The sequence below is a fragment of the Pseudomonas sp. PL-6 genome, assembly GCF_054110165.1.
The window spans coordinates 1,146,801-1,172,610 of the sequence record NZ_CM134189.1 but is presented as its reverse complement, the minus strand read 5'-3'; the positions used below and the strand labels follow the sequence as shown (position 1 = coordinate 1,172,610).

At 61.5% G+C, this 25,810-nt stretch carries 23 protein-coding genes and 2 pseudogenes; 13 read left to right on the top strand and 12 right to left on the bottom strand.

The features are described from left to right. Positions 1–223: 223 nt before the first annotated feature. Entirely contained in the window at positions 224–1,183 is a 960-nt protein-coding gene (locus ACW9UL_RS05275) for a DMT family transporter (RefSeq protein ID WP_457789344.1), read from the bottom strand. A gap of 136 nt (positions 1,184–1,319) precedes the next feature. Between ACW9UL_RS05275 and bkdR the strand changes: the two genes are divergently transcribed. Next, entirely contained in the window at positions 1,320–1,805 is a 486-nt protein-coding gene (gene bkdR / locus ACW9UL_RS05270; protein WP_148117580.1) for a Bkd operon transcriptional regulator BkdR, read from the top strand. A 174-nt stretch (positions 1,806–1,979) separates the two neighbouring features. Here the strand turns inward: bkdR and ACW9UL_RS05265 are convergent, their stop codons facing one another. The 4 genes from ACW9UL_RS05265 to ACW9UL_RS05250 form a co-directional block, all read right to left on the bottom strand. Next, positions 1,980–3,602, bottom strand: a complete 1,623-nt coding sequence (locus tag ACW9UL_RS05265; protein ID WP_457789342.1) for an acyl-CoA synthetase — start codon at positions 3,600–3,602, stop codon at positions 1,980–1,982. Between the two features lie 126 nt (positions 3,603–3,728). Further along, positions 3,729–5,177, bottom strand: a complete 1,449-nt coding sequence (gene eat / locus ACW9UL_RS05260) for an ethanolamine permease (protein ID WP_457789340.1) — start codon at positions 5,175–5,177, stop codon at positions 3,729–3,731. 73 nt (positions 5,178–5,250) lie between these two features. Continuing rightward, entirely contained in the window at positions 5,251–6,771 is a 1,521-nt protein-coding gene (exaC, locus tag ACW9UL_RS05255) for an acetaldehyde dehydrogenase ExaC (RefSeq protein ID WP_457789338.1), read from the bottom strand. 55 nt (positions 6,772–6,826) lie between these two features. After that, positions 6,827–8,137 (bottom strand): aspartate aminotransferase family protein, encoded by a 1,311-nt coding sequence (locus ACW9UL_RS05250; protein WP_457789336.1) that lies wholly within the window; start codon positions 8,135–8,137, stop codon positions 6,827–6,829. A 259-nt stretch (positions 8,138–8,396) separates the two neighbouring features. Here ACW9UL_RS05250 and ACW9UL_RS05245 point away from each other — a divergent pair, with 259 nt between their 5' ends. Beyond that, complete coding sequence (locus ACW9UL_RS05245; protein ID WP_457789334.1) at positions 8,397–9,410, top strand: phosphotransferase enzyme family protein; 1,014 nt, start codon at positions 8,397–8,399, stop codon at positions 9,408–9,410. Positions 9,411–9,508: 98 nt separating this feature from the next. Here the strand turns inward: ACW9UL_RS05245 and qhpR are convergent, their stop codons facing one another. After that, the gene (gene qhpR / locus ACW9UL_RS05240) at positions 9,509–10,561 is read right to left on the bottom strand and encodes an AraC-like transcriptional regulator QhpR (RefSeq protein ID WP_457789333.1); all 1,053 of its coding nucleotides are present in this window, start codon (positions 10,559–10,561) and stop codon (positions 9,509–9,511) included. 381 nt (positions 10,562–10,942) lie between these two features. On the opposite strand from qhpR, the gene fabG reads away from it, so the two are divergent. From fabG to ACW9UL_RS05195, 9 genes and pseudogenes are all read left to right on the top strand, one after another. After that, positions 10,943–11,716: a 3-oxoacyl-ACP reductase FabG gene (fabG, locus tag ACW9UL_RS05235; protein ID WP_457789331.1), complete on the top strand. Its 774-nt coding sequence runs from the start codon at positions 10,943–10,945 to the stop codon at positions 11,714–11,716. A 64-nt stretch (positions 11,717–11,780) separates the two neighbouring features. Continuing rightward, the gene (locus ACW9UL_RS05230; RefSeq protein ID WP_457789329.1) at positions 11,781–12,755 is read left to right on the top strand and encodes a zinc-dependent alcohol dehydrogenase family protein; all 975 of its coding nucleotides are present in this window, start codon (positions 11,781–11,783) and stop codon (positions 12,753–12,755) included. Positions 12,756–12,795: 40 nt separating this feature from the next. Continuing rightward, the gene (locus tag ACW9UL_RS05225; RefSeq protein WP_457789327.1) at positions 12,796–13,140 is read left to right on the top strand and encodes an antibiotic biosynthesis monooxygenase family protein; all 345 of its coding nucleotides are present in this window, start codon (positions 12,796–12,798) and stop codon (positions 13,138–13,140) included. A 37-nt stretch (positions 13,141–13,177) separates the two neighbouring features. Further along, positions 13,178–14,821 carry an acetolactate synthase large subunit gene (locus tag ACW9UL_RS05220; protein ID WP_457789325.1) on the top strand — a complete coding sequence of 548 codons (1,644 nt, stop codon included), beginning with the start codon at positions 13,178–13,180 and terminating at the stop codon, positions 14,819–14,821. 75 nt (positions 14,822–14,896) lie between these two features. Continuing rightward, complete coding sequence (gabD, locus tag ACW9UL_RS05215; protein ID WP_457789324.1) at positions 14,897–16,339, top strand: NADP-dependent succinate-semialdehyde dehydrogenase; 1,443 nt, start codon at positions 14,897–14,899, stop codon at positions 16,337–16,339. Positions 16,340–16,639: 300 nt separating this feature from the next. Further along, positions 16,640–17,287, top strand: coding sequence for a helix-turn-helix domain-containing protein (locus ACW9UL_RS05210; RefSeq protein ID WP_457789322.1), 648 nt, complete (start codon positions 16,640–16,642; stop codon positions 17,285–17,287). 156 nt (positions 17,288–17,443) lie between these two features. Next, positions 17,444–18,043 carry an NAD(P)H:quinone oxidoreductase gene (wrbA, locus tag ACW9UL_RS05205; RefSeq protein ID WP_457789320.1) on the top strand — a complete coding sequence of 200 codons (600 nt, stop codon included), beginning with the start codon at positions 17,444–17,446 and terminating at the stop codon, positions 18,041–18,043. Positions 18,044–18,076: 33 nt separating this feature from the next. Beyond that, positions 18,077–18,428 (top strand): annotated as a pseudogene (locus tag ACW9UL_RS05200) (aldehyde dehydrogenase family protein); the annotation flags it as partial. 568 nt (positions 18,429–18,996) lie between these two features. Then, a complete protein-coding gene (locus tag ACW9UL_RS05195; protein ID WP_457789318.1) occupies positions 18,997–19,266 on the top strand; it encodes a hypothetical protein in 270 nt (89 codons plus the stop codon). A 424-nt stretch (positions 19,267–19,690) separates the two neighbouring features. On the opposite strand, the gene ACW9UL_RS05190 is transcribed toward ACW9UL_RS05195, so the two are convergent. From ACW9UL_RS05190 to ACW9UL_RS05175, 4 genes are all read right to left on the bottom strand, one after another. Beyond that, positions 19,691–20,536 carry an alpha/beta fold hydrolase gene (locus ACW9UL_RS05190; protein ID WP_457789316.1) on the bottom strand — a complete coding sequence of 282 codons (846 nt, stop codon included), beginning with the start codon at positions 20,534–20,536 and terminating at the stop codon, positions 19,691–19,693. Positions 20,537–20,669: 133 nt separating this feature from the next. Next, on the bottom strand, positions 20,670–21,224 hold the full coding sequence (locus ACW9UL_RS05185; protein ID WP_397496212.1) for a cysteine hydrolase family protein: 555 nt from the start codon (positions 21,222–21,224) through the stop codon (positions 20,670–20,672). A gap of 38 nt (positions 21,225–21,262) precedes the next feature. Beyond that, a complete protein-coding gene (locus ACW9UL_RS05180) occupies positions 21,263–22,087 on the bottom strand; it encodes an alpha/beta fold hydrolase (protein ID WP_457789314.1) in 825 nt (274 codons plus the stop codon). 145 nt (positions 22,088–22,232) lie between these two features. Continuing rightward, positions 22,233–23,351 (bottom strand): SMP-30/gluconolactonase/LRE family protein, encoded by a 1,119-nt coding sequence (locus tag ACW9UL_RS05175; RefSeq protein ID WP_457789312.1) that lies wholly within the window; start codon positions 23,349–23,351, stop codon positions 22,233–22,235. A 228-nt stretch (positions 23,352–23,579) separates the two neighbouring features. Here ACW9UL_RS05175 and ACW9UL_RS05170 point away from each other — a divergent pair, with 228 nt between their 5' ends. Continuing rightward, entirely contained in the window at positions 23,580–23,963 is a 384-nt protein-coding gene (locus tag ACW9UL_RS05170; protein WP_457789310.1) for a helix-turn-helix domain-containing protein, read from the top strand. Here ACW9UL_RS05170 and ACW9UL_RS05165 read toward each other — a convergent pair. Together ACW9UL_RS05165 and ACW9UL_RS05160 are read right to left on the bottom strand one after the other, a co-directional pair. Beyond that, positions 23,950–24,912 carry a helix-turn-helix domain-containing protein gene (locus ACW9UL_RS05165; RefSeq protein ID WP_457789308.1) on the bottom strand — a complete coding sequence of 321 codons (963 nt, stop codon included), beginning with the start codon at positions 24,910–24,912 and terminating at the stop codon, positions 23,950–23,952. The two genes, ACW9UL_RS05170 and ACW9UL_RS05165, sit on opposite strands and share 14 nt — an antisense overlap. A 117-nt stretch (positions 24,913–25,029) precedes the next feature. Next, a pseudogene (locus tag ACW9UL_RS05160) lies at positions 25,030–25,347 on the bottom strand (3-alpha domain-containing protein); the annotation flags it as partial. Between the two features lie 189 nt (positions 25,348–25,536). Here ACW9UL_RS05160 and ACW9UL_RS05155 point away from each other — a divergent pair. Further along, the gene (locus ACW9UL_RS05155; protein WP_457789306.1) at positions 25,537–25,776 is read left to right on the top strand and encodes a cytoplasmic protein; all 240 of its coding nucleotides are present in this window, start codon (positions 25,537–25,539) and stop codon (positions 25,774–25,776) included. Positions 25,777–25,810: the final 34 nt, after the last annotated feature.

The following is a 25,810-nucleotide window of genomic DNA, read 5'->3' as shown; positions in this document are numbered from 1 at the left end:
GAAATCATCGGCAGCCGCATTCGATCAAAGCTCGATGCACGCACTTTGTGCCATCAAAGGGTCGGTGTTCACCTGTCCCAAACCATGGCATCGCCATCTACCTGGCGCTGCGTTTAGTGCCGTACTGATCCGAGGTGTGCCGCTCATCAATTCACCTTCTGGCTGCCCTCGCAACTGACTGTCGGATCAGCGACGGCAAGGTGTGAGCTTGCCGTTCGATTGTTCACGATATTCCGCTGGCTCGTGTCTTCAACATGGCAAGGAGAATACCTGCCGAGATCGCAAGCACACCGGCAATGAGACTGATGCTCAAGCTCTCACCAAACCAGAACACCGAGCTAATCAAGCCCACCAGCGGCACACCCAACATGGCCAGTGACATGCTCGTAGCCGGTAGCCACATGCTTGCGGCGTTGACGGCGCAGAAGCAAAAAGCGGTGGCCAGCGGGCCGACGAACAAAACGATCTGCCAGAACGTCATTGAGCCATCGCCTGTGAATGGTCCCTCGACGATTCGTGCGAGCACCAGCAGGGGAACCGCAGCGACGAGCATCTGCCAAGGAGCAAGCTCGTAGGCCGTAGCGCGTACGTTGGCGTAGCGCAGGTGCAGAATGCACAGCGCCCAGCAGGCCGATGCGATCAGCAACATCAGGTTTGCGCGCACTAGGTTCGCATTGTTCCAGTCCAGCGCCAGCGGGTTGAACAACACGGCTACGCCGAACATGCCGAGGGCGGCGCCGAACAGCTGACGAGGGGCCAGACGTTCACGAAAAACGAGCACGGCCAATGGGGTCACCCATAGCGGGGTCGTGTAGGCGAGCACAGCCGAACGCCCCGCTGGGAGGTCCGTCATGGCCAGCGCGCCGAGCAGTGTAAAGGCAAGCATCTGTAACAGACCGACACTCAGCAAGAGTGGCAAGTCGCGCCCACGGGGTCGGTACAGGGTGCCGGTCGCCAATTGCAGAAGGAACAGGCATAAGGCGCCAAGTGCGAAGCGGCTGGCTGAGAACCAAACGGGGGTGACGTGATCAAGTCCCGCCTTCATGACCGGCCAGTTGACGCCCCATACCAGGATCGCCAAGAGCAGCAACGCGATCCCCTTGATTCTAGGGGTCAGCAAAATGCGCTCGGATATTGGAGCGTTTCGAGCCTCGGTACTCAGGCTTTGCGGGCAGGTCGTCACGATGACCTCCTGAAGCAATTAGTGGGTACAGAACAGCCTAATGGTCCCGAGGCGGAGAAACTTTCCTAATTGACTTGGAAGACAGCGGAGTTTTAGTCAAATATTCTTCTACTGGTGAATTATGGAGAAAAATTTAATGCGCAAGCTTGATAGGACCGACATCGGGATTCTCAACCGGCTGCAGGAGAATGCGCGCATAACCAATGCCGAACTGGCGCGCGCGGTCAATCTTTCCTCTACCCCCTGTTTCAACCGGGTCAAGGCCATGGAGGAGCTTGGGTTGATTCGTCAGCAGGTCACGCTGCTGGCCCCGGAGCTGCTGGGTCTGCATGTCAACGTGTTCATTCACGTCAGCTTGGAAAAACAGGTGGTCGATGCACTGGCGCGTTTCGAAAGCGCCATTGCCGAGCGGCCGGAGGTGATGGAATGTTATTTGATGACTGGAGACGCCGATTACTTGCTACGCGTGCTAGTGCCTGACATTCAGGCGCTGGAGCGCTTCATCCTTGATCATCTGACCAAAATCCCCGGTGTCGCGAACATTCGCTCGAGCTTTGCGCTGAAGCAGGTGCGTTACAAGACGGCGCTGCCATTGCCACCCAATGGGTTGGTGGTTGGATGAAGCGGATCCCGTAGGCGAGTTCGCTCAGCCTGCGTGCATCGGTTGGTAGCTTGCCGCTGCCAGGACGATGCACTTCCCTATCCACAGCTTTCAACAAGGCTCGCTGCACGCGGTTTGCACCAAATGCCAACGTATACGCATAAGCACTACAAATGCCCGCGACCGCGGGTTTTGTCAGAGCGCCCTGGCCCAGTCTCGCAGCAAATACTTCTGGATTTTGCCCGTCGAGGTTTTCGGCAACTCGCGAAACACCACGGTTTTGGGCAACTTGTAACTGGCCAGCTGCTCGCGGCAAAACCCAATGATGTCCTCCTCCCGAGTGTCCGCACGCCCCTCCTTGAGGGCGATGAACGCGCAGGGCACTTCTCCCCATTTCTCGTCCGGCCGAGCTACTACCGCAGCCTCCAGCACTGCCGGATGGCGATAGAGAACACCCTCGATCTCGATGGTGGAAATATTTTCGCCGCCGGAGATGATGATGTCCTTCAGTCGATCCTGGATTTCGATGTAGCCGTCCGGGTGTCGCACCGCTAGATCGCCGGTGTGGAACCAACCGCCAGCGAAAGCCTCGCGAGTCGCATCAGGGTTTTTCAGGTAACCCTTCATTACTGTGTTTCCGCGCATGAAGACTTCGCCCATGGCGATCCCGTCGCTCGGGACGGGTTGCAGGGTTTGCGGATCGGCCACCATCAAACCTTCCAGCGTCGGATAACGCACACCCTGACGCGATTTGATCCTGGCGCGCTCGTCGAGCGGTTTTTCATCCCACTCGCCATGCCACGCGCACACCGTGACTGGCCCGTAGACTTCGGTGAGCCCGTACACGTGGGTGACCTTGATACCCATTTCCTCGACCGCGCCGATGACCTTCGCCGGCGGTGCTGCACCGGCCACCATGGCATCGACCGGATGCTCGATGGACGCCTTGTCTGCATCCGGCAGATTGACCAGCGCATTGAGCACGATTGGCGCGCCACACAGGTGGCTGACGCGGTGCTCGCGAATCAACGACAGGATCTTCTGCGGCTCGACACGGCGCAGAAACACGTGCGTGCCGGCGAGCGCGGTGACCGTCCACGGGTAGCACCAGCCATTGCAGTGGAACATCGGCAACGTCCACAGGTACACCGGATGGTTGCCCATGGCCCAGGTCATCTGGTTGCCCAAGGCATTCAGGTAGGCGCCGCGGTGGTGATAGACCACGCCCTTGGGGTTGCCGGTGGTGCCTGAGGTGTAATTGAGTGAAATGGCCTGCCACTCGTCTTCCGGCCATTGCCAGGCAAATTGCGGGTCACCTTCGGCCAGCAACGCTTCGTAGTCCAGCTCACTCACGGCACGCCCTGCGCCGTACTCCGGGTCATCGACATCGACCACCAGTGGCGGATCAGCCAGCAAGCTCAAGGCCTCACGGATCACGGCGTGGAACTCGCGGTCGGTGATCAACACCTTCGCTTCGCCGTGCTCGAGCATGAAGGCAATCGCCGGCGCATCCAGGCGCACGTTCAGCGTGTTGAGCACCGCGCCGATCATCGGCACACCGAAGTGCGCTTCAAGCATCGCCGGGATGTTGGGCAGCATCACCGCCACCGTATCGCCCTTGCCGATGCCCCGCCGACTCAACGCACTGGCAAGGCGCCGGCAACGCTCATAGGTGTCTTGCCAGTTGCGCCTGAGCGCGCCGTGGATGACCGCGGGATATTGTCCGTAAACAGCAGCGGTGCGCTCGATGAAGCTCAGCGGTGAGAGCGCTATGTGGTTAACCGCCAGGGGCGCCAGGCCCGTTTCGAAAATCGACATGAGGTTTTCCTGTAAGAAGGCCACCAGCCGAGTAGCTGGGCTGGAAGCCTCCAATGGCTGATTGTTAGCTCTGATCAGGTTTTGAACGGCCCCGCCTGATCGACGGGGCCGTAACAAAGGTGGTCGCTAATGAGACGTTTCTTCAGCTATCTGGATGGCCGCAAACTCTTCCTCGGGAGTGCCGGACACCAGGTGGTGACGGCTGTAAAACGCAAAGTAGGCAATGAAGAGCCCGTAGATTGCCGCCGCCCCCAGCATCACTTTCGGGTCGACCAGGAAGCCGGCGACCAGGGCGATCGCCGCCAGCACCAAGGCGAATGACGAAGTGACGATGCCGCCTGGCGTGCGATACGGGCGCTGCATATCCGGGCGACGGATGCGCAGAGCGATATGCGCCGCCATCATCAGCACGTAAGACAGTGTCGCGCCGAACACCACGACCAGAATCAGCAGGTCACCCTGCCCCGTCAGCGACAGGCCGAAACCGATGACACCCGGTACGACCAATGCGTGGACCGGCGCCTTGTTGCGGTTGGTAACCGACAGCTTGCGCGGCAGATAGCCCGCTCGCGACAAGGCGAAGATCTGCCGCGAATAGGCATAGATCACCGAGAAGAAACTGGCGATCAGGCCGGCCAGGCCAACCAGATTGACGAACTGGCTCATCCAGGTCGAACCTCCATGGACCACCTCCAGCGCCGCCACCAGCGGGTTACCGGACTCCATCAGCGCCATGGCTCCCGCCGCCCCGGGACCTACCGTCAGAATCAACGCAGCGAAGATCAGCAGCAGCAGCATCGAGCCAATCAATCCTCGTGGCAGGTCGCGTGTGGGGTTCTTGGTTTCCTCTGCGGCCAGCGCGACACCCTCCACGGCGAGGAAGAACCACATCGCGTAAGGGATTGCGGCCCAGATGCCGACATAGCCGAATGGCAGGAAGCTGCTGGCCCCCTTGGCTTCGGTCACCGGGATGTCGAACAGGTTGGCAACTTCAACGTGTGGAATCATCGTCACGATGAACAGGCCAAGTGCAACGGCCGCCACCGCCGTAATCACGAACATGACCTTCAAGGCCTCTCCGGCGCCGAGGACATGGATACCGATGAACACCGTGTAGAACGCCAGGTAGATCGGCCAGCCGCCCACGCCGAACAACGATTCGCAGTAGGCGCCGATGAACACCGCGATAGCGGCCGGCGCGATGGCGTACTCCAGCAGGATCGCAGCGCCCGCGAAGAACCCGCCCCAGGGCCCGAAGGCCGTGCGCACGAAGCCGTAACCGCCACCTGCGGTGGGAATCATCGAAGACAGCTCGGCCATGGAGAAGCACATGCACAGGTACATGGCGGCCATCAGCAAGGTGGCGAGGAACATGCCGCCCCACCCGCCTTGGGCCAGGCCGAAGTTCCAGCCGGCAAAGTCACCCGATATGACATAGGCCACACCCAGGCCGATAAGCAGCACCCATCCCGCGGCACCTTGTTTCAACTGTCGGTTCTGGAAATAGTGCGCATCGACACCTTCAGTTTCGACACCGTGCGCGAGGCTGATGGTTTGTTCTTGTTGAATGGACATGAGCTGGGTCCTCTTCATGACGGCCGCCGTGCACCTGCACGGCGGCGTGAGGCAAATTAGGGAGTGGCAGTACTTAGAAAAAGCCCAGCGGATTGATGTCGTAGCTGACCAGCAGGTTCTTGGTCTGCTGATAGTGATCGAGCATCATCTTGTGGGTCTCGCGCCCCACCCCGGACTTCTTGTAGCCACCGAACGCGGCATGCGCCGGGTACAGGTGGTAGCAGTTGGTCCATACGCGTCCGGCCTTGATACCGCGCCCCATGCGGTAGGCACGGTTGATGTCGCGGGTCCACACCCCGGCGCCCAGGCCGAACTCGGTGTCGTTGGCAATCGCCAAAGCCTCGGCTTCGTCCTTGAAGGTGGTCACGCTGACCACCGGGCCGAAGATCTCTTCCTGGAACACGCGCATCTTGTTGTGGCCCTTGAGCAGGGTCGGCTGGATGTAGTAGCCGCTGGCCAAGGAGCCTTCGAGCTTCTCCACCCTGCCGCCGGCCAGCAGCTCGGCGCCCTCCTCCTGGGCGATTTCCAGGTACGAAAGAATTTTCTCGAACTGCTGCTGGGAAGCCTGGGCGCCGACCATGGTCTCGGTGTCCAGCGGATTGCCGCGCTTGATCTGCAGCACCTTCCTCATCACCACGGCCATGAACTGCGGGTAGATCGACTCCTGCACCAGCGCGCGCGACGGGCAGGTGCACACCTCGCCCTGGTTGAAGAACGCCAGCACCAAACCTTCGGCGGCCTTTTCGATAAAGGCCGGCTCGGCGTTCATGATGTCTTCGAAGAAAATGTTCGGCGATTTGCCGCCCAGCTCCACGGTGGACGGGATGATGTTCTCGGCGGCGCATTTCAAGATATGCGAGCCCACCGGGGTGGAGCCGGTGAAGGCGATCTTGGCGATGCGCTTGCTGGTGGCCAGGGCCTCGCCGGCTTCGCGGCCATAGCCCTGGACCACATTGAGCACGCCCGGTGGCAGCAGGTCGCCGATCAGCTCCATCAGCACGGTAATCGACAACGGAGTCTGCTCGGCAGGCTTCAAGATCACGCAGTTACCGGCGGCCAAGGCTGGAGCGAGTTTCCAGGCGGCCATCAACAGCGGAAAGTTCCACGGAATGATCTGGCCGACCACGCCCAGGGGCTCGTGGAAGTGATAGGCCGCGGTGTGTTCGTCGATTTCGGCGGCGCTGCCTTCCTGGGCGCGGATGCAGCCGGCGTAGTAACGAAAGTGGTCGGCTGCCAGCGGCACGTCGGCATTCAGGGTTTCGCGAACGGCCTTGCCGTTGTCCCAGGTTTCGGCCACGGCCAGCAGCTCGAGGTTGGCTTCGATGCGGTCGGCAATTTTCAACAGCACCAGGGCGCGGTTCTGCACCGAAGTCTTGCCCCAGGCATCGGCGGCGGCATGGGCGGCATCCAGCGCCAGTTCGATGTCTTCGCTGCTGGAGCGGGGGAATTCGCCGATCAGCGAGCCGTCGACCGGGCTGGTATTGGTGAAGTACAGGCCGTTGACCGGCGCAACGAATTCGCCACCGATGTAGTTGCCGTACCGTGTCTTGAGTTTGATGACAGCATCGGGTGTTCCGGGTTTTGCGTAGATCATGGTGTTCTCCGTGACATCGTTCTTGTGATTGTCGGGCGCAGTACCGCTGCGCCGGTCAGAGTCGCTCGAGCACGCGCGCCAAGCTGTTCAGGAAGATCTCTGCATGCTCGCGCTGGAATACCAGCGGTGGGCGGATCTTGAGGGTATTGACGTGTGGACCGGCGGCGCCGATCAGCACCTGCTCCTCTCGCAGGCCGTTGACCACTTTCGCCGCGGTCGCGGCATCGGGCGCCCCCTCCGGGGTAGTGAAATCGAGGCCCAGATACAGCCCCATGCCGCGCACATCGCCGATGCTCCTGTGGCGTGTGGCCAGGCGCTTGAGCCCTTCGAGCATCAACTTGCCGGACTCGTGGGCATTGGCGATGAGCTTTTCCCGCTCGATCACCTCCAGTACCGCCAAGCCGACAGCGGACGAAACCGGATTGCCGGCAAAGGTGTTGAAATAGCCGGACTCGTTGGCGAAACGCTCCAGGATTTGCGGCTTGATGGTGATGCCCGCCGTTGGGTGACCGTTGCCCATCGGCTTGCCCAGGGTGACGATGTCCGGGACCAGGCCATGACACTGAAAGCCCCACATATGGCGCCCCGAGCGCCCATAGCCCGGCTGGACTTCGTCGGCGATATACAGGCCGCCGGCCTCGCGCACAGCCTCGACGGCTTCGCGCAGGAAACCGGGCGGGTCGAAGAAGCCGCCGTCACTGGTGAAGAATGAATCCAGTAACAGGGCCGCTGGCTTGATACCGTGACGGCGCATATCGGCCAGGGCCGCACGTACGTCGGCGGCAAACCGTCGGCCAACTTCTTCGGGGTTTTGCGGGTTATGTATGGGCGCCGCAACCGTGCGCACATCAGGGCTCGCCGCGAGCTGCGAAAACTGCGAGGAAGACAGTTCGGCAATGCTGGCGGTGAGTCCGTGGTAGGCGTAGCTGGTAACGATCACACCGGTACCGCCGGTATGGTCACGGGCGATACGCACCGCCAGATCGTTGGCCTCGCTGCCCGTGCAGGTAAACATCGCCTGACTCAGCTCGCCAGGCATGGTTCCCAGCAGTTTTTCCGCGAAATCCAGGATGTTGTCATCCAGGTAACGGGTGTGCGTGTTGAGCAGGCGTGCCTGGCGACACAGGGCATCGACAACATGCGGGTGGCAATGCCCGACTGACGGTACGTTGTTATAGACATCCAGATAGCGCTGCCCTTCGACATCGTAGACCCAGACGCCTTCACCACGAACCAGATGCAGCGGGTTCTGATAGAACAGTTGATAACCTGGGCCGAGCAAACGCCGTCGGCGCTCGATCATCTCGCGGGTGCGCGGCGAGAGAGTGTTACTGCTTTCCTGGGAAAAAGCGTTGGTTTTCAACATGCTGAGCGGCCTCGCTAGGCGTGCAAAGAAGTACCGGAAGCGGCATCCAGGTAGCAGATGCGTGTTGGAAATAGTGCCGCTGGTTTCTTCGCGCGACTTGACCTTGGCAGATTCGTTATCTGCGCTGCGGTCAACTTCCAGCCTTGGATCTTGTAATTGTCCTCTGCAGTCAGATTCACTCCGCCCAAGGTCAAGCACATCCACGACAGTCTCTCCATCCTGATTCTGACTTTTCCTCAGAACACGCTGGAGCTGACGTATGAGCACTGCAAAACAAGAAGAAATCGGCCTTCAGACCCTGCACGATGTGGCGATCCGCACGCTCGCCGATTGCTACCCGCCCCATGTGCAAGGGCAAGTAACGCTGCTGTGTCATTCAGAGAACGCCACCTACCGTGTCGATACGCCGGGCGGGCAACGTTATGCCTTGCGCGTGCACAAGCTGGGTTATCACCAAAAAGCCGATATCGAGAGCGAACTGAACTGGCTGAGCGCTTTGCAGGCGTCAGGCATTCAAGTCCCGCGCCCCATCGCAGGCCTGGATGGACATTATGTGCAGAGTGCTGGGGTGGGTATCGGCAAGGAACTTAATCTGGTGCTGTTCAACTGGGTCAACGGGAGCGAGCCCACCGCAGATGTCGACGTCAGTGCCTTCATGCGGTTGGGCGCCATTACCGCAAAGCTGCATCAGCACAGCCAGCAATGGCAGCGCCCAGACGATTTTCGCCGGATTGTCTGGAATCACCAAAGCATGGTCGGCCCCGGGGGACACTGGGGAAACTGGCGGGATGCGGTCAATCTGGACAGCAGCGCGTTTGGTTTGATCGAGGAGGTGTTGCAACGCGTGGATCGCGAGCTGGCGGGCTATGGTCAGGACGCTAAACGGTACGGTTTGATTCATGCCGATCTGCGTTTGGCCAATCTGCTGGTCGATCATGAGCGCACGCACGTTATCGATTTCGATGACTGCGGTTTTGGCTGGTACATGCATGACCTGGCTTCGGCTCTGAGCTTCTACGAGCATCACGAGCGCCTGAATGACTGGATCGAACACTGGCTGGCCGGTTATGCGGCGGTGAGTCGTTTGACGGCGCACGACATCGCCATGATTCCGACCTTCATCATTCAGCGGCGCATCCAGCTTCTGGCCTGGACCGGAACCCATGCTGACACCCAGCAAGTCCGTAACCTCGGGGCGAACTGGGCGAAGCAAAGCCTTGATCTATGCCGGCGATATTTGAACGATGAACTCGCCCAGGTCGCGCTTCGATGAAGCTTCATTAACGACAGTCGGACACTTTCAAAAAATAGCGTTCTCGGCAGCGGCAGCGGGCCCCTGGGATGCCGAGCGAATTCTGCTGGCGGAACAAACTATGCGTCGGACTTGCGCCACTGTTTCGGACTCGCACCATGCCAACGCCGGAAAGCGCGCGAGAAAGCACTGGTTTCTGAATAGCCCAGCAAAAGTGCGAGCTCGGAGATGGGTAGGCTCGTCCGAGTCAGGTAATACTGGGCCAAGTCCTGGCGCACTTTTTCGACCAGAGCAGAAAAGGTCAGCCCCTTCTCGCCAAGTCGTCGCTGCAAGCTCCAGGTTGTCATATTCAGCAGGTCCGCCACTTGCTCGAGACTCGGCTCACCCTCGGCCAGCTGAATTCGGATCTGCGCCTGAACATCGTTGATGATGCCATGTCCCTCTTGCCGCTCGCCCCATTGGCGCGCCAACAGGGCCATGCTTTCCATGACGATGGCCAGCAGGCGACTATCACGATCGGGCATGGCTTTCTCCAGCGCACTCCTCCTGAACACCAGCGAATTACAGGGCTGGCCAAAGAAGACCGGAGCATCGAAGGCCTTACAGTGCTCGTGCCAGGCCTCCGGCTGCGGGTGCTCGAAATGAACCCGCTCAGGGGCCCACTTTTGCCCGAGGGCGTGACGCATCAAGTTGGTGAACATCCCCATGGACAATTCAGCGTCCTGACGCTTGCGAAAGATCGCACCGTACTGCACCTGGTAATCGAGCCGGCACCATTCGCTCTCCACCTCAAGGCGCAACAGGCTGCCTTGCTGATGGATGGGAAACACCTTCACTACGTTACGCAGTGCGTCTCCCAGAGTTTCCGAGCAGATGCCGACATAACCGAGCATCCCCAGGCTGTCGGGTTTGAACTGATTGCCGTAGCGCAAACCAAAATTGTCATCTTGGGTCTGACGAGCGGCCTCTTCGAAAACGGCGCAATACTGCTTGAGATCCAGACTCAAGGTTGGGTGCTGCAGATGCTCCGGGTCGAACCCCGCATGACCGAAGATTCGGTCTACATCTCCACCTTTCTGCTGGATGAATTCAGCCAAGCCTGTTGCAGCCGAACTGAGAACTCCAATGGATTGAAGCTCTTCGGCGAGTCGCCGCGTAGTGGCAAGTTGCATGGCAACCTCTCACACGAGTGCTAATGGGACCGGTAAGTCGGTTTTGACAAGCACAAAGTAAGGCAATCCTCATGCCGCTTTTTGACACACATCCTGAAGGGGGATGTCATCCAGCTTATCAACATTCGATACAACCTGAGCCATCAGCGACCACCGGTCTCCTTCTATCAGTTTCTCCTCGAATAAGCGGCGAATCCAAGAATGCCTAGTGGCGCGGCAAATGCTTGATACCTAGAGATAAGTCGTTGACCGCAGAGAACAAACCTAAACCTTTTTTGCTTAGGAGTTGACCGCCGAGCACAAAAATGTGCCGAGCGGTCAAGCAGACCGCCATGGCTTGACTGACTATGCCAGCACCCACATTGGATAGGAGCTGCGCAGATGTTCTCGTCATTAAGCGGCAAGAGTGTCCTGGTCACCGGTGCCAGCAGTGGCATAGGCCTTGGAATTGCCAGGCAGTTTGCTATCCAGGGGGCACGTGTACTGATCACCGCGCGCAACGCTGACAAGATCGAAACCGTCGCTGCCGGTATGCGCGCCGATGGGTTGCAAGTACAGGGGCTGGCCGCCGATGTGGCTGAATCCGCCTCCGTCGAGGCGCTGATACGCACCCTGGAGGAGATGTATGGCGGCCTCGACGTGCTCTGCTGCAATGCTGGCATTTTCCCCAATTCTGCATTGGAAAACCTGACCGAGGCCGACTGGGATCGGGTGATGGCAACCAATGCCAAAGGCACATTCCTGTGCGTGCAAGCCGCCCTGCCCCTCCTGCGACGAGCCGAATACGGTCGGGTGATCCTCACCTCATCGATTACTGGCCCCGTCACCGGGTCTCCTGGTTGGGTCCATTACGGTGCGAGCAAGGCGGCGCAGTTGGGGTTCATGCGGACTGCGGCGATCGAGCTGGCCAAAGACGGCATCACCGTCAATGCGGTACTCCCCGGCAACATCGTCACCGAAGGCTTCCTGGACGTGGATGCCGAGTACCAAGCGGGCGTGGCGGCCTCTATTCCACTCAAGCGCCTGGGCACGCCCGAAGACGTTGCCAGCGCTGTCCTGTTCTTTGCCAGCCGCGAAGCCGGTTACATCACCGGGCAAAGCCTGATTATCGACGGTGGCCAGGTCCTGCCCGAGTCACTTCAAGCCCTTGCTTGAACCACCAGCCTGAACAGGGCCGCATGTCGAAATATCCCGATATTTATCGGAGCGAGGATTTTCAATGAAAGCGCAGATACTCAATTCGTTTGGCGGCCCGCAATCGTTCGAACTGAGCGACGTACCCAAGCCGGTGCCGCAAGCGGGACAAGTGCTGGTGCGGGTTCACGCAACCTCCATCAACCCCTTGGATTACCAGGTACGTCGGGGCGACTACGTCGACTACGTGCCTCTCCCCGCCATTACCGGGCATGACGTATCCGGCGTCGTCGAAGCCGTCGGCCCGGGTGTGACCAGCTTCGTGCCAGGCGACGAAGTCTGGTACACCACGCAAATCTTCGAAGGCGACGGCAGCTATGCCGAGTACCACGTCGCCTCCGAAAGCATCATTGGCAAGAAGCCGGCATCGCTGAGCCATCTCGAGGCGGCCAGCCTGACGCTGGTAGGCGGGACGGTATGGGAAGCCCTGGTCGGGCGTGTATCGCTCCGGGTCGGGGAAAGCATTCTGATCCACGGCGGCGCTGGCGGCGTGGGCCATGTCGCGATCCAGGTGGCAAAGGCCATTGGTGCGCGGGTCTTCACCACCGTGCGCGAAGCGAACTTCGAGTTCGCCCGGGGGCTGGGTGCCGACGTGGTCATCGACTACGAACAAGAGGATTACGTGGACGCCGTCCTGCGGGAAACCGATGGCCAGGGCGTGGATGTGATCTTCGACACCATCGGCGGCGACACCTTGACCCGTAGCCCCGACGCGCTCGCCCAGCTCGGCCGCGTGGTTTCGATCGTGGACATCGCCAAGCCGCAGAACCTCATTCAGGCCTGGGGCAAGAACGCCAGTTACCACTTCGTCTTCACCCGCCAGAACCGCGGCAAGCTCGATGAACTGAAGGCATTGGTCGAGCGCGGTCAGCTGCGGCCCCATGTTGGTGCGGTCTATTCGCTCGCCGACATTGGGCTCGCCCATGCCCTGCTGGAGACGCCCAACAAGGGTCTGCGGGGAAAAATCGCGATTGCCGTCGAGCCCTCGCTCGCCCCGTAAGGGCATGCAACTGCCGAACTTGCTCTAGAGGAATACCGCAATGATTTATGAAATCGCACTGCTGCCCGTCCACAAAGAACAAACTGAACAGTTCAAACGCGCATTTGCCGAGGTCGCTCCTCTGCTCCGCCGCGCCAAGGGGTATGGCGGCCACATGCTCGCGCCCGGTATCGAAAGCCCCGAGCGATTCAACCTCATCGTGCGCTGGGCTTCACTCGAGGACCACACGCCGGGCTTCGAAGCGAGCGAAGACCATCGGCTGTTCATGCTGGGCCTGGAGGAATATTTTTCCGAAGAGCCGACGGTCTATCACATTGAAGGGGCGGCTTTTACTACGGGAAAGGATGACGATCAGAACAGCATCTTTGGCGTGGCAGTACCTTAAATTGCGCGCAAGCGCTCACAGACAGTGAGGTGAAGCAATGGCCAAGGCCGCCGATGTTGTTGTGCAATGCCTGGAAAACGAAGGTGTCGAGTACGTATTCGGCATTCCCGGTGAGGAAAACCTCGACCTGTTGGAGTCCCTGCGCAAGTCGAAGATCCAGTTGGTACTGACCCGTCACGAGCAGTCCGCAGGTTTCATGGCCGCCACCTACGGCCGCCTGACCGGCAAGACCGGCGTCAGTCTGTCGACCCTCGGCCCCGGTGCCACCAACCTGGTGACCGCCAGCGCCTACGCCTACCTGGGCGGCATGCCGATGATGATGATCACCGGCCAGAAGCCGATCAAGAAGTCCAAGCAGGGCCGGTTCCAGATCATCGATGTATGCGGGATGATGGCGCCCATCACCAAGTACACCCACCAGTTCGCCTCGGCCGACAACATTCCGGCGCGCATGCGCGAAGCCTTCCGCCTGGCTGAAGAAGAAAAGCCCGGTGCCGTGCACCTGGAACTGCCGGAAGACATCGCCGCCGAACAGACCGACAGCACACCGATCCCGCCAAGCCTGCACCGTCGCCCGCTGGCCGAGCACAAGGCGATTGAGGCCGCGGTCGAGAAGCTGCAGAACGCCCGCACCCCGATTCTGGTGATCGGCGCTGGCGCCAACCGCAAGATGACCGCCAAGGTGCTCAAGCAACTGATCGACAAGACCGACATCCCCTTCGTCACCACCCAGATGGGCAAGGGCGTGGTAGATGAGCGCCACCCACGTTTCCTGGGCAATGCCGCGCTGTCCGCGGGCGACTTCGTGCACCGCGCCATCGAGGCCGCCGACCTGATCGTCAACATCGGCCACGACGTGATCGAAAAGCCACCGTTCTTCATGGTGCGTGGCGGTACCGAAGTCATCCACATCAGTTTCCGCTCCGCCGAAGTCGATGCCGTGTACTTCCCGCAGGTGGAAGTGATCGGCGATATCGCCAACGCCGTGTGGCAGATCGGCGAAGCGCTGCAGATTCAGGAGCATTGGGACTTCAGCCGGCTGATGGCGATTCGCGAAGCCAACGAAGCACAGATCGTCGAGGGTGCTGACGACAACCGCTTCCCGATCTACCCGCAGCGCTTCGTCGCTGACGTGCGTCAGGCCTTGCCGTCCGAAGGCGTCATCGCGCTGGATAACGGCATCTACAAGATCTGGTTCGCGCGCAACTACAAGGCGCACAAGCCGAACACCGTGCTGCTCGACAACGCCCTGGCGACCATGGGCGCAGGCCTGCCGTCGGCCATGGCTGCGCACCTGGTCTGCCCGGATCGGCCGGTGGTCGCGGTCTGTGGTGACGGTGGTTTCATGATGAACAGCCAGGAGTTGGAGACCGCGGTACGCCTGAAGATGAACCTGACGGTCATCATCCTGCGCGACGGCGGCTACGGCATGATTCGCTGGAAGCAGTCGAATATGGGCTTCACCGATTTTGGCCTGGACTACGGCAACCCGGACTTCGTCATGTATGCGCAAAGCTACGGCGCCCAGGGCCATCGCGTGGAAAGCGCCGAAGGCTTCCTGCCGCTGTTGCAGCGCTGCATCAGCGAACCGGGCGTGCACGTGATCGATTGCCCGGTGGACTACTCGGAAAATGACTTCATTCTCAACAGTGAAATCAAGAGAAGAAGTGCCCTGGTCTGATCTGGCCAGACGCGTTTGTCTTGGAGGCGACATTGCGGTGCCGCCAGTCTTTCCGTACTGAAATCGGAGTTCATCATGCTGCTCAAAGACACCCGACTGTTCCGCCAGCAAGCCTTCATCAACGGCGCATGGGTCGATGCTGACAGCGCCCAGACGATCAAGGTCGACAACCCGGCAACAGGCGAAATTCTGGGCAGCGTGCCGAAAATGGGCGCCGCCGAAACCCGCCGTGCCATAGAAGCGGCGGACAAGGCACTGCCGGCCTGGCGCGCGCTGACGGCAAAGGAACGTGGGAACAAGCTGCGTCGTTGGTTCGAACTGATGATCGAGAACCAGGACGACCTGGCGCGCTTGATGACCTTGGAGCAAGGCAAACCCTTGGCCGAAGCCAAGGGTGAAATCGTTTACGCCGCTTCCTTTATCGAGTGGTTCGCCGAAGAAGCCAAGCGTGTCTACGGTGACGTCATTCCGGGCCACCAGCCGGACAAGCGCCTGATCGTGCTGAAACAGCCGATCGGCGTCACCGCCGCCATCACGCCGTGGAACTTCCCGGCCGCGATGATCACCCGTAAAGCCGGGCCGGCCCTGGCCGCCGGTTGCACCATGGTGCTCAAGCCGGCTTCGCAAACCCCGTTCTCCGCGTTCGCCTTGGCTGAACTGGCGCAGCGTGCCGGCATCCCGAACGGCGTGTTCAACGTGGTGTCTGGCAGCGCCGGCGACATCGGCAGCGAGCTGACCGGCAACCCGACCGTACGCAAACTGACCTTCACCGGCTCGACCGAAATCGGTCGCCAGCTGATGGCCGAATGCGCCAAGGACATCAAGAAGGTCTCGCTGGAACTGGGCGGTAACGCGCCGTTCATCGTGTTCGACGATGCCGACCTGGATAAGGCCGTCGAAGGCGCGATCATTTCCAAGTACCGCAACAACGGCCAGACCTGCGTCTGCGCCAACCGTCTGTACATTCAGGATTCGGTCTACGACGCCTTCGCCGAGAAGCTGAAGGTGGCTGTGGCCAAACTGAAGGTCGGTAACGGTCTGGAAGATGGCACCACCGCCGGCCCCCTGATCGATGGAAAAGCCGTGGCCAAGGTGAAAGAACATATCGTGGACGCGGTTGCCAAAGGCGCGACCGTGCTGTCCGGCGGCAAGTCCATCGAGGGCAACTTCTTTGAGCCGACCATCCTGACCAACGTGCCAAACAACGCAGCCGTGGCCAAGGAAGAGACTTTCGGCCCACTGGCTCCGCTGTTTCGTTTCAAAGACGAAGCCGAAGTCATCGCGATGTCCAACGACACCGAGTTCGGTCTGGCCTCGTACTTCTATGCGCGTGACCTGAACCGAGTGTTCCGTGTTGCGGAAGCCCTGGAATACGGCATGGTCGGCGTCAACACCGGTCTCGTTTCCAATGAGGTCGCACCGTTCGGCGGCATGAAGGCGTCGGGCTTGGGCCGTGAAGGCTCCAAGTACGGTATTGAGGATTACCTGGAGATCAAATACCTGTGCCTGAGCGTATGAAGCTCCCGATCTGGTAAAGAATTTTTCACCTAGCAGTTCTTTACCTCATCGGCCTGGGGAACCTCTGAAGAAGACTTTGGGCCTTGCCAAAACACCCCGGACTCCTGGCGATTGTGCCCGACATGCTGGTTGCTGATTGTATCTACAAAACCAAATAACCTAGAGTGCACTATGCCCACGCTCGAGCTTATCGCTACTCCCGGTGACGGTGGGAACGTACTATCCAGCACAGCATGTGCTGCTCACGATGACGAACACCACGTTCACTCCTGGTTTTATCTATAACAAGTAGCATAAGCCATGAGCAGTAATACCAGCACAAATCACTCTCTGGACGACAGCACCTCCAGCTTTCCTGAACGCGTTAAACAGGCAAAGCACCTGTTGATGTTACTCATGGAAATGGAGCAGACCATTCATCGTGATCCCGACATCACATTGACCTATCTCAATCAGGCGATCGCCTTGCTGGCGGTCGACAACCAGAGCGAACAATCGTCGCTGAAATATAAGGGACGACTGACAAACTGGCAGATAGCACGCGTAGATGCATTCATAAATGAAAATATAGACAAGCGCATACGAACGAGTGAGATGGCGTCGTTACTGGATTTGAGTGTCAGCCATTTTTCGCACCTGTTCAAACAGACGACCGGCATGACCCCATTGATGTATGTGTATGCCGCACGTGTGGATGCGGCGCGACAACTTATGCTCAACTCCGCTCACTCCTTGATCGACATTGCGCTAAGTCACGGCTTCTGCGACCAGTCGCACTTTTGCCGTGTGTTCAGACGCGAAACAGGGTTGTCGCCGCAAACCTGGCGGAAGCTGCATACACCTAATACCCGGCCGCAGGCATCCTTACCTGGCTCCTCAACCCATCCAGCCGCACAAGTCAGCGACGCATCATCAGCCTCAGCGCAGCTGGATAAGACGATATCTTGAAAGTCTATCCATGCGGTTTGCTTCGGCTGTCGCAGGTTTATGTCGATCAGCTCAACACAGCCGCAGAGCTCAAGCCGAGAGGAGCAAACGCAGTAGACACATCCCCGAATCGCGGCTGTTCCAAGCAGCGTAAATTCACAGAAGAAGGAACTAACAATGGCTAAAGTACTAGTGCTCTACCACTCCATGTATGGCCACATCGAGACCATGGCGAACCAGATCGCCGAAGGTGCGCGCAGCGTTCCAGGGACCGAGGTTGTAGTAAAGAGAGTTCCTGAAACGATGAACCCAGAAGCCTTCGCAGCAGCAGGCGGCAAGACCGATCAGAGTGCACCAGAGGCAGAGCCGGCGGAACTGGCAAACTATGATGCAATCATCTTCGGCACTCCGACCCGCTTCGGCAATATGTCCGGACAAATGCGCAACTTTCTCGACCGGACAGGCGGTCTTTGGGCCAAGGGCGCTCTGGCTGGAAAGGTCGCAAGCGTGTTTACCTCAACTGGAACTGGGGGAGGTCAGGAGATGACCATCGCCTCCACCTGGACCACGTTGGCCCATCACGGGATGATCATCGTGCCAATTGGCTATACCACCTCAGCACTGTTTGATATTTCAAAAGTAGGAGGAGGTACGCCTTACGGTGCATCTACCATTGCAGGTGGCGATGGTTCTCGGCAGCCGGATGACCGTGAGTTGGAAATCGCACGCCATCAGGGAGAGCACGTTGCTCGGGTCGCATCGAAGTTGCACGCTTAGAGCCGAGCTCACCTGGAGCGAAGCCTACTTCTGAACCTGACCCCATCTACGGCGAGAATGTCCGCCTTAGATGGGGCTGCCGTGGCAAAGGAAGAGACTTTCGCCCCACTGGCGCCGCTGTTTCGCTTCAAGGACGAAGCCGAAGTCATCGCGATGTCCAACGACACCGAGTTCGGTCTGGACTCGGACTTCCATGCGCGTGACCTGCCCCGTGCACTCCGCGCTGCGCAAGCCTTGACGTCAAGTCACACCACTCGGCGGCATGAAGGCCTCGGACTTAAGCCGTGAAGCCCCCAAGTACGCTATCGAAGATTACCCGGAGATTGAACAGGTGTGTCTGGGCGCAACAGTGAAAGTGACGCTCTCACGTTGGGCGCCTGCGTAAAGCCGTCAACGATGTCAGGCTACCTTTCAATCTTGCAGCGAACGGGCCTGATCAAAGTCAGGCGCATCCTGACAGTGCGATTACCACAATCCTAATAGACTTCCCCAGCCTATGCTTTGAGCACAGGGCGATGTCTATGAACCCTCTATGACGCCCCCGGAACTCAAGACCGAAACGGCCAGAGAGTTTGTTGGGCGGTACTATTTAGTTGCGGAAACAGCAGCACACCTCGGCGCCTCCACTGCCAGCAGCTATAAATGGGTTGAAGCTGTTACACCCGATCAGTCCGAGCGAAATTTTAGCGAATTGCTCAAGGTGAAAAGTGAGACTTTGCACCTACGAGCACAGCTATCCAATGACCGCACGCAGTGAAACCACAAGCTAATTCAGATCCTGAGAGCCATTACCTATCGAGCCCATCGAATAATACTATTAGATTAAAATATTCATTACCAAATGAAGTCTATTATCACGACTGTCAAATATTACTATTGATACGCTCGCGTTTGTCCATCTCGTCCTCATCTGTAGCCTAGGTTCCGTAACCACTCCTACCGAGGACAATCTCATGAAAAAACTACTAGCAAGTATCCTTCTGGCCAACGTGGCTTCGTCTGCATTCGCCGTTCCACCGTCCAGCCCGCAGCCGTTGCTGGGGGAAGCGCAAGACGCTGCGACCGTCCAGCAAGCAACTGCCGTCGACCGTAACGTTTCGGAAAATGGCTTCGACCGTACCCCCCTCGGCGAACGCATTGCTGAAGGTGGTTTCGACCGCACGCCACTGGGTCGGCTGCTGGCAGTAATCGACAGCGATCGCATCAGACTTGGTCATGCCTGACGCGGAAGACTCAAAGCACGCCCCAATATATCGAAAAATCCCTATATCCCTTTTTCCAGAAACAAGGATCTGCAATGCCCCGAAACAGCGATCCAATAGGTTATGCCCTTGACGTCCGGAAAAATCCGCCGTGTTTGAGCACTGAGAACGCCAGACAGCACAAGGCATAAGCCACGTGCCGGCGTGAATCTCGAGGTGGCAGCCCATGGGTTCGACGAGTCGGGTCACACCCTCGGCTTCACCAAATGCAAGTTTCCACATGTTCCCACGTGACCGGAAACACCCCTGAATAGCCCGCCCCGTGCGGGCTTTCATGCTTCGACACCTTTCACAACAGATACACACAGCCAAGGCGGTGGGCAACGGCGCACAACCGCTGTCGCCCTGCCTCGGGGTTGCGCCGCGCCTTGCAGCGCGCTCGTTCTCAGCCGGCCACGAAGGCGGCGATATGCGCGGCGCTGGCCTCGGGATACTGCAACTGCGGGCCATGCCCGGTGCTGGGCAGGGTCAGCAGCTGCAGGGTGGGCAGCGTCCGGTTGAGCGCGTACCAGTTCTCCACCGGAAACACGATATCGTGGTCGCCGCCCAGGTGCAGCACCGGCGTTTGCGTCCGCTTGAGCGCCTCCAGCGCCGCCGGCAGCGGGAACATCGGGTTGCGCGGCCCGTCGCCGAGAAACTGCGCGGCCCAGGCAAAAGGCACCGGCGGGCAGCGCCCGTCGCTACGTCGGGCGATGCGCTCGGCCGAACGCTGCGCCGCCTCGCGGCTGCTGGCCGAACTCGGTTCGAAGAACAGGCTGACGAAATCCTCGAAATCGTTGTCGCGGGCGGCCAGCTCATAGAACAGCGGCTCGCCGGTCTTGACCAGCGGGCCGGGCGGCGTGGTGGCGATCAGCAGCAGGTGGCTGAGCAGTTGCGGCGCCTGCAACAGCACCAGTTGCGCCGCCACGCCGCCAATCGACCAGCCGCCCAGCACCAGGCGGCCCAGCCCCAGCGCGCCGATCAGATCGAGGATGTCCTTGGCCAGCGCGGCCGGGTCATAGCTCGGCTGCCCAGTGGACCAGCCGAGGCCGCTGTAGTCGAAGACATGCACGCGGAAATCCCGCGCGGCGAGCGCATCGAGGAAGGCCGGATCCCAGTCGTCCATGGTGCCGCGAAAGCGCAGGCACAGCAGCAGCGGCGTGCCTGCGCCGATGACGCGATAGGCCAGGCGCCGGCCGTCGACCTCGACGAACTGGTTGGCGACAGTAGTGGCGGAATCTGCAAGGCTCATGATCGTGGGCTCCTGGTCAAAGACCGCTGTGATTCGCCCGCCAGGGCGCCGTGGCCACCTCGCCCCCGCTCGGCGCCCAGCGGCATTGCCCCCGGCATCGCGGCCAAAGTCATGCTCTGTTTCATGGGGCCTCCTAGAGCGCCTGCAGGTACTCGGCCGTGGATATCACCGGCGCGTAACCGAAGCGGAGCGCCGCCATAAAGGCCGCGTGTACCTGCTCGGCGGGCACCTTCACACCGTTGAACTCGAGGTCGAGGGTGGCGCAGGCATCGTGCAGCACGGTGGTGGCGTAACCGAAATCCACGGCGGCGCGGGTAATGCCGTCCACGCACATATGGCTCATGTTGCCCACCACCACCACGGCCTCGATGGCGTGCCGATCCAGCACGGCCTTGAGCTCGGTTTCCCGGAAGGAGTTGATGTAGTGCTTGAGCACCACCGGCTCGTCAGGCTGATTGATCACGCTGGGGTGCAGCTGCGCGCCTTCGCTGCCGGGGCGGAAGAACGGCGCGTCGGCGCTGGTGAACTCATGGCGGATATGCACGACGAGATCGCCGCGCTCGCGGAACACGGCGATCACCTGCGCCGCCTTGGCCGCGGCGGCCTCGACCTTGCTCAGGGTCCACAGGCCGCCGGGAAAGTAATCGTTCTGGATATCCACCACGATCAGGGCTGTCTTGCTGCTCATGTGAATGACCTCTCAATGGGTGCGAACAACGCTGCCGCCTAGCTGCGCAGAAAGGCCAGCATGTCGGCGCCCAGCTGTTCCTTGTGGGTGTCGGTGATGCCGTGCGGGGCGCCGGGGTAGATCACCAGCTTGGCGTGCGGCACCAGCCTGGCCGATGCGCGTGCGGCGGCGTCCACCGGGACGATCTGGTCGTCGTCGCCGTGCAGGATCAGCGTGGGGATGGAGAACTTCTTCAGGTCTTCGGTGAAATCGGTCTCGGAGAAGGCCTTGATGCAGTCGTAGGCGTTCTTGTGCCCGGCCATCATGCCCTGCATCCAGAAGGCGTCGATCACCCCCTGGGAGGCCTTGGCGCCGGGGCGGTTGTAGCCGAAGAAGGGGCCGCTGGCGACGTCGCGGTACAGCTGCGAGCGGTCGGCCAGGGAAGCGGCGCGGATGCCGTCGAACACCGAAAGTGGCAGGCCGCCGGGATTGGCCTCGGTCTGCACCATCAGCGGCGGCACCGCCGCGATCAACCCGGCCTTGGCCACCCGCGCCGTGCCGTGGCGGCCGATGTAGCGCGCCACCTCGCCGCCGCCGGTGGAGAAGCCGAACAGCGCGGCGCCGCGCACATCCAGCTGATCGAGCAACTGGGCCAGGTCGTCGGCATAGGTGTCCATCTCGTTGCCGCTCCAGGGCTGGCTGGAGCGGCCATGGCCGCGGCGGTCGTGGGCGATCACCCGGTAGCCGTTGCTGGCGAGAAACATCATCTGCGCCTCCCAGCTGTCGGAGTTGAGCGGCCAGCCGTGGCTGAGCACCACAACCGGGCCAGTGCCCCAGTCCTTGTAATAGATCTCGGTGCCGTCGCGAGTGGTGATAGTGCCCATGGTCTTGCGCTCTCCATTCTCTGGTTGCGGGCGGCTTGCCGCGGGGCCACTGCCGCGCGTGCAACCTCCCAGGGGTAACAGCAGCGCCGTGGCCAGCGCGGCGGAGCCGAGCAGCAGGTGGCGACGGCCTTGGTTCAGCGGTGGTTCAGGGTATTGCGGCATTGGCAGACGCTCCTCTGCTAAGCGACGGCGGCAGGCGCACGCGCATCAGGTTCCAGGTGCTTACCCGTTCCTCCCACTCGTCGCCCTCGGCGGGCGTCAGCGGCAGGGCCAGGTTGCTGACCAGCATCCACTCGCCCTGCACCACGCTGCTGGCGGGAAACAGCAGGCCGCGCGGCGCGCCGTTGCCGGCGATGCCCTGAAAGCCGCCCGCGCGCACGCGGATCAGGCCGCGTTCGTCGAGGCCGAGCAGCTGGTCGACCTGATTGGCCAGCAGCCACAGCAGGCCGTCGTGAAACAGCAAGCCGTCGGCTCCCGGCAGGCTCTCGGCCAGCACCCGCAACTCGCCGCTCGCCAGGTTCAGACGCAGCAGGCGACCGTCGCCGGCGTTGTTGATATAGAGCCGGCTTTCGTCGGCATTGAAGGCCAGGCCGTTGGCGCCGAACGGCAGAAAGCCCGCGGTGGCCAGCAGCGGATCGCGCGACAGCACTTCCAGCGTGCAGGGCGCGCAGCGCGTGGCATTGGCAATGCGATACAGCGCGCCCTGGAAGGAGTCGGAGACATAGAGATCGCCATTGCCGGCGAACACCAGGCCGTTGGGCGCCGGCATGCCGCTGGCGCCGAAGTGGATTCGGTCCTGGCTGCCGTCCGGGTTGGCCACGCTGCGCGGGGCGGGCACGGCCGGGCTGAGCCGGGGGAAGTCGAGCAGGTCCTCGACCGGGCTGTCCGCGGTGAAATCGGCCGCGATGCGTTGCAGCTTGCCGGCACCGAAGTTGAGGATATAAATCTGGCCATCGGCATAACCCACGCCGGTCAACGGCGTCGCGGCAAAGGCGCGTTGCGCCAGTAGCCGGCCATCGGCGGCATAGCGCAGCAGCTGGTTGTTGCGCACGCTGGCAGGTTCGCGCGCATCGAAGGTGCCGACGTAGATTTCACCGTTGCCCGGGTTGGCGGCGAGCCCTTCCGGGTAGCGCACCCCGGCGGGCAGCTCGACGAACGGCTCGACCTCGAGCACCTGCGGGCCCAGCGCCTCGGCCCGCACAGCAGCAGGCGCGGCGGCCAGCAGCAGGCTCAGGATGCCCATTCGACACTGCGACAGACTCATATCGCCTCCACTCGCGTCGACCACGCTCGAACGCTTCAGGGGGCTCGTCAGGACGCCGAATGCCGGGGCAGCGGATGGCGAGCGATGAATCGATGGTCGCTGCGCGCGGCAGCAGGCAGCTACGTAAAATCGGCAAAGTTGCCAGGCGCCGTGGATTTGCCTGTTTTACGTAGTCGCAGCGCCCGTCTCGGCCCAGTCTGGAGGCGTCGCCCTCGCCAGGACACTGCCATGCCACCGCGCATCACGCCGCTCCAACGCGCCCGGCAGGCCTCTCACGAGCGCTTGCTGCAGCGGGTGCTGGAGTCGTTGCCGCTCGGCTGCGGGCGCCCGCCGCGCCTGGCCGAGCTGTGCCGCAGCGTCGGGGTCAGCGAACGCACCCTGCGCAGCGCCTTCGTCGCCACCCTGGGCATGGCGCCGGCACGTTATCTGCGCCTGCGCCGCCTACACCTGCTGCGCGCCGCCCTGGCGGTCGCCGATCAGCATCAGAGCAGCGTCACGGAGATCGCCCGGCGCTTCGGCTACACCGATTGCGGGCGCATGGCGGCGGACTACCACGCATTGTTCGGCGAGTACCCCAGCGTCACCCTGCTGCGCGGCGTCAACCCTGGCTGAGCGACGGCGGCAGCGAACGGCGGCTGCGCAGCGACTGCGACGGCAGCTCGCCGAAGTAGCGCCGGTAGAGGCCGGCGAAACGGCCGAAGTCCCACACGCCGAAGCGCGCGCAGATCTCGGTGATGGTCTCCCCCGCCGCCGCGTGCAGGATGGCGCGGCGAATCGCGTGCAGGCGGTGCTGCATCAGGTAGCGGTGCGGGCTCATGCCCAGGTAGCGGGTGAACAGGTTGCGCAGCGTGCGCTCCGAGGTGTGGCAGGCCTGGCACAGGTCGGCGAGGTGCAGCGGGGTATCCGGCATGGCGTCGAGCAGTTCCAGGGCCCGGCGCAGTATCGACTGGTGGTTGTGCCGGCCAGCGGCGGCGGATGGCGCCGGCGTCACCGGCAACAGGCTGCGGAACACCCGGTCCAGCAGTTCGCCGCGCGCCGCGCACTCGGCCGCCGGGGCATGCAGCTCCTGCGGTGCACAGTGGTCGATGCGCAGCAGGCGCAGCGCCAGCCAGACCAGCGGCGCCAGGTCCTGCTGGGCCAGGCAGACCAGATTGCGTGCAAACATCGAGGCGTCGAACTCGTCCTCGTGCTGCTGCGCCCAGCGCAGCACCAGTTCGCAGGACATGGCCACGGTCATCCAGCTCGCCGGCTGGCTGGCGTCGATATGGAACATCGCCTCGGGCACCATCCAGCCGATCAGCCGCCGATCCAGGCGCTGGCCGCCCAGCACGGTGCACTCGTGCCGGCTCAGGGGCAGGAAGATATTGAAGAAGCCGGGCAGGCCGACGCCGCTGTAGACGGTGCCGGCGCCCTCGCGGCCGAACATCAGGGCCACGCCGTCCAGCTCGACCACGCGCAAACGCCAGTCGCGCTGCTGCCGCGAACGCAGCACGTAATGCCCCTCGACCCCGTACAAGGCCTCTTCGAACTCGTCGAAGTCGGCGCAGATCAGCCGGCTCATGCTGCCCCCAGGAAAGCGCCCTGCGCCGGTACTGGACAGCCGCAGATCAACGCGCGAGTCCAGTTTAGAAGCATTCGTATCCGCTTGCCGCGCTGGCGACCGGCGGCCGGTGCGGCGTTATTCGGCCGCGTCCCGGCCCTGCAGGCGGGGTGCCCAGTCCTCGACCTGGCCCTGCTCCAGCCGCCGCTCCAGGGTGCGCCGCCACGACGGCACCAGCGGCAGGGTCAGGCATTCGCGCAGCAGTTCGCTCTCCACCCGCTTGTCGAACAACACCGCCGAGAGACGGCTCAGTGGCCAGTCGGCATGGGCGCGCTCGACCAGTTGCAGGTGCTCGCCGGCGCCGACCACCCCCTCTTCCAGCACCCGGTAGTACCAGCCGGTACGCCCGGACTGCTGCACGCGCAGGGCCAGCGTGGCGACGCCGAAGCGGTCGCTTGTCGATGGCGCTGCGCGAACCCGGTCGACTGAACGGCTGTGCGCGGCCGGTGAGCAGCACGTCGAGACGAATACCGGGCAGGCTCATGTCGCCACCTCGGCGGCTTGATGTTCGCGACAGATCAGCGCCGCATCGGCGGGCGCCAGTCATTGCGCGTTCTGAGCGCCCCATCGTCGAGCGAGAACTACATGAACAGATACCGACTCATGGTGCGCAAGGGCGCCAGGCTGTTGGGCCATTTCGAATCCGCTACCCCCTGGGCGCGGGAGGCCGTGCATGACATCTCGCGCTGCCTGGCCGGCGCCGGCTACGACCTCGAACTGCTGGTGGCCGACGGCGAGCGGCGCCTGCTGGACTGCGCTCCGGATGGCATCCGCGTGCTCGCCAGCGAACCTCTGTTCAAGCGCACCGAGCTGCAGCCGTGGTGACCGGGCGAGGCGCTCGCGGCGCCCGTGGCGGGTT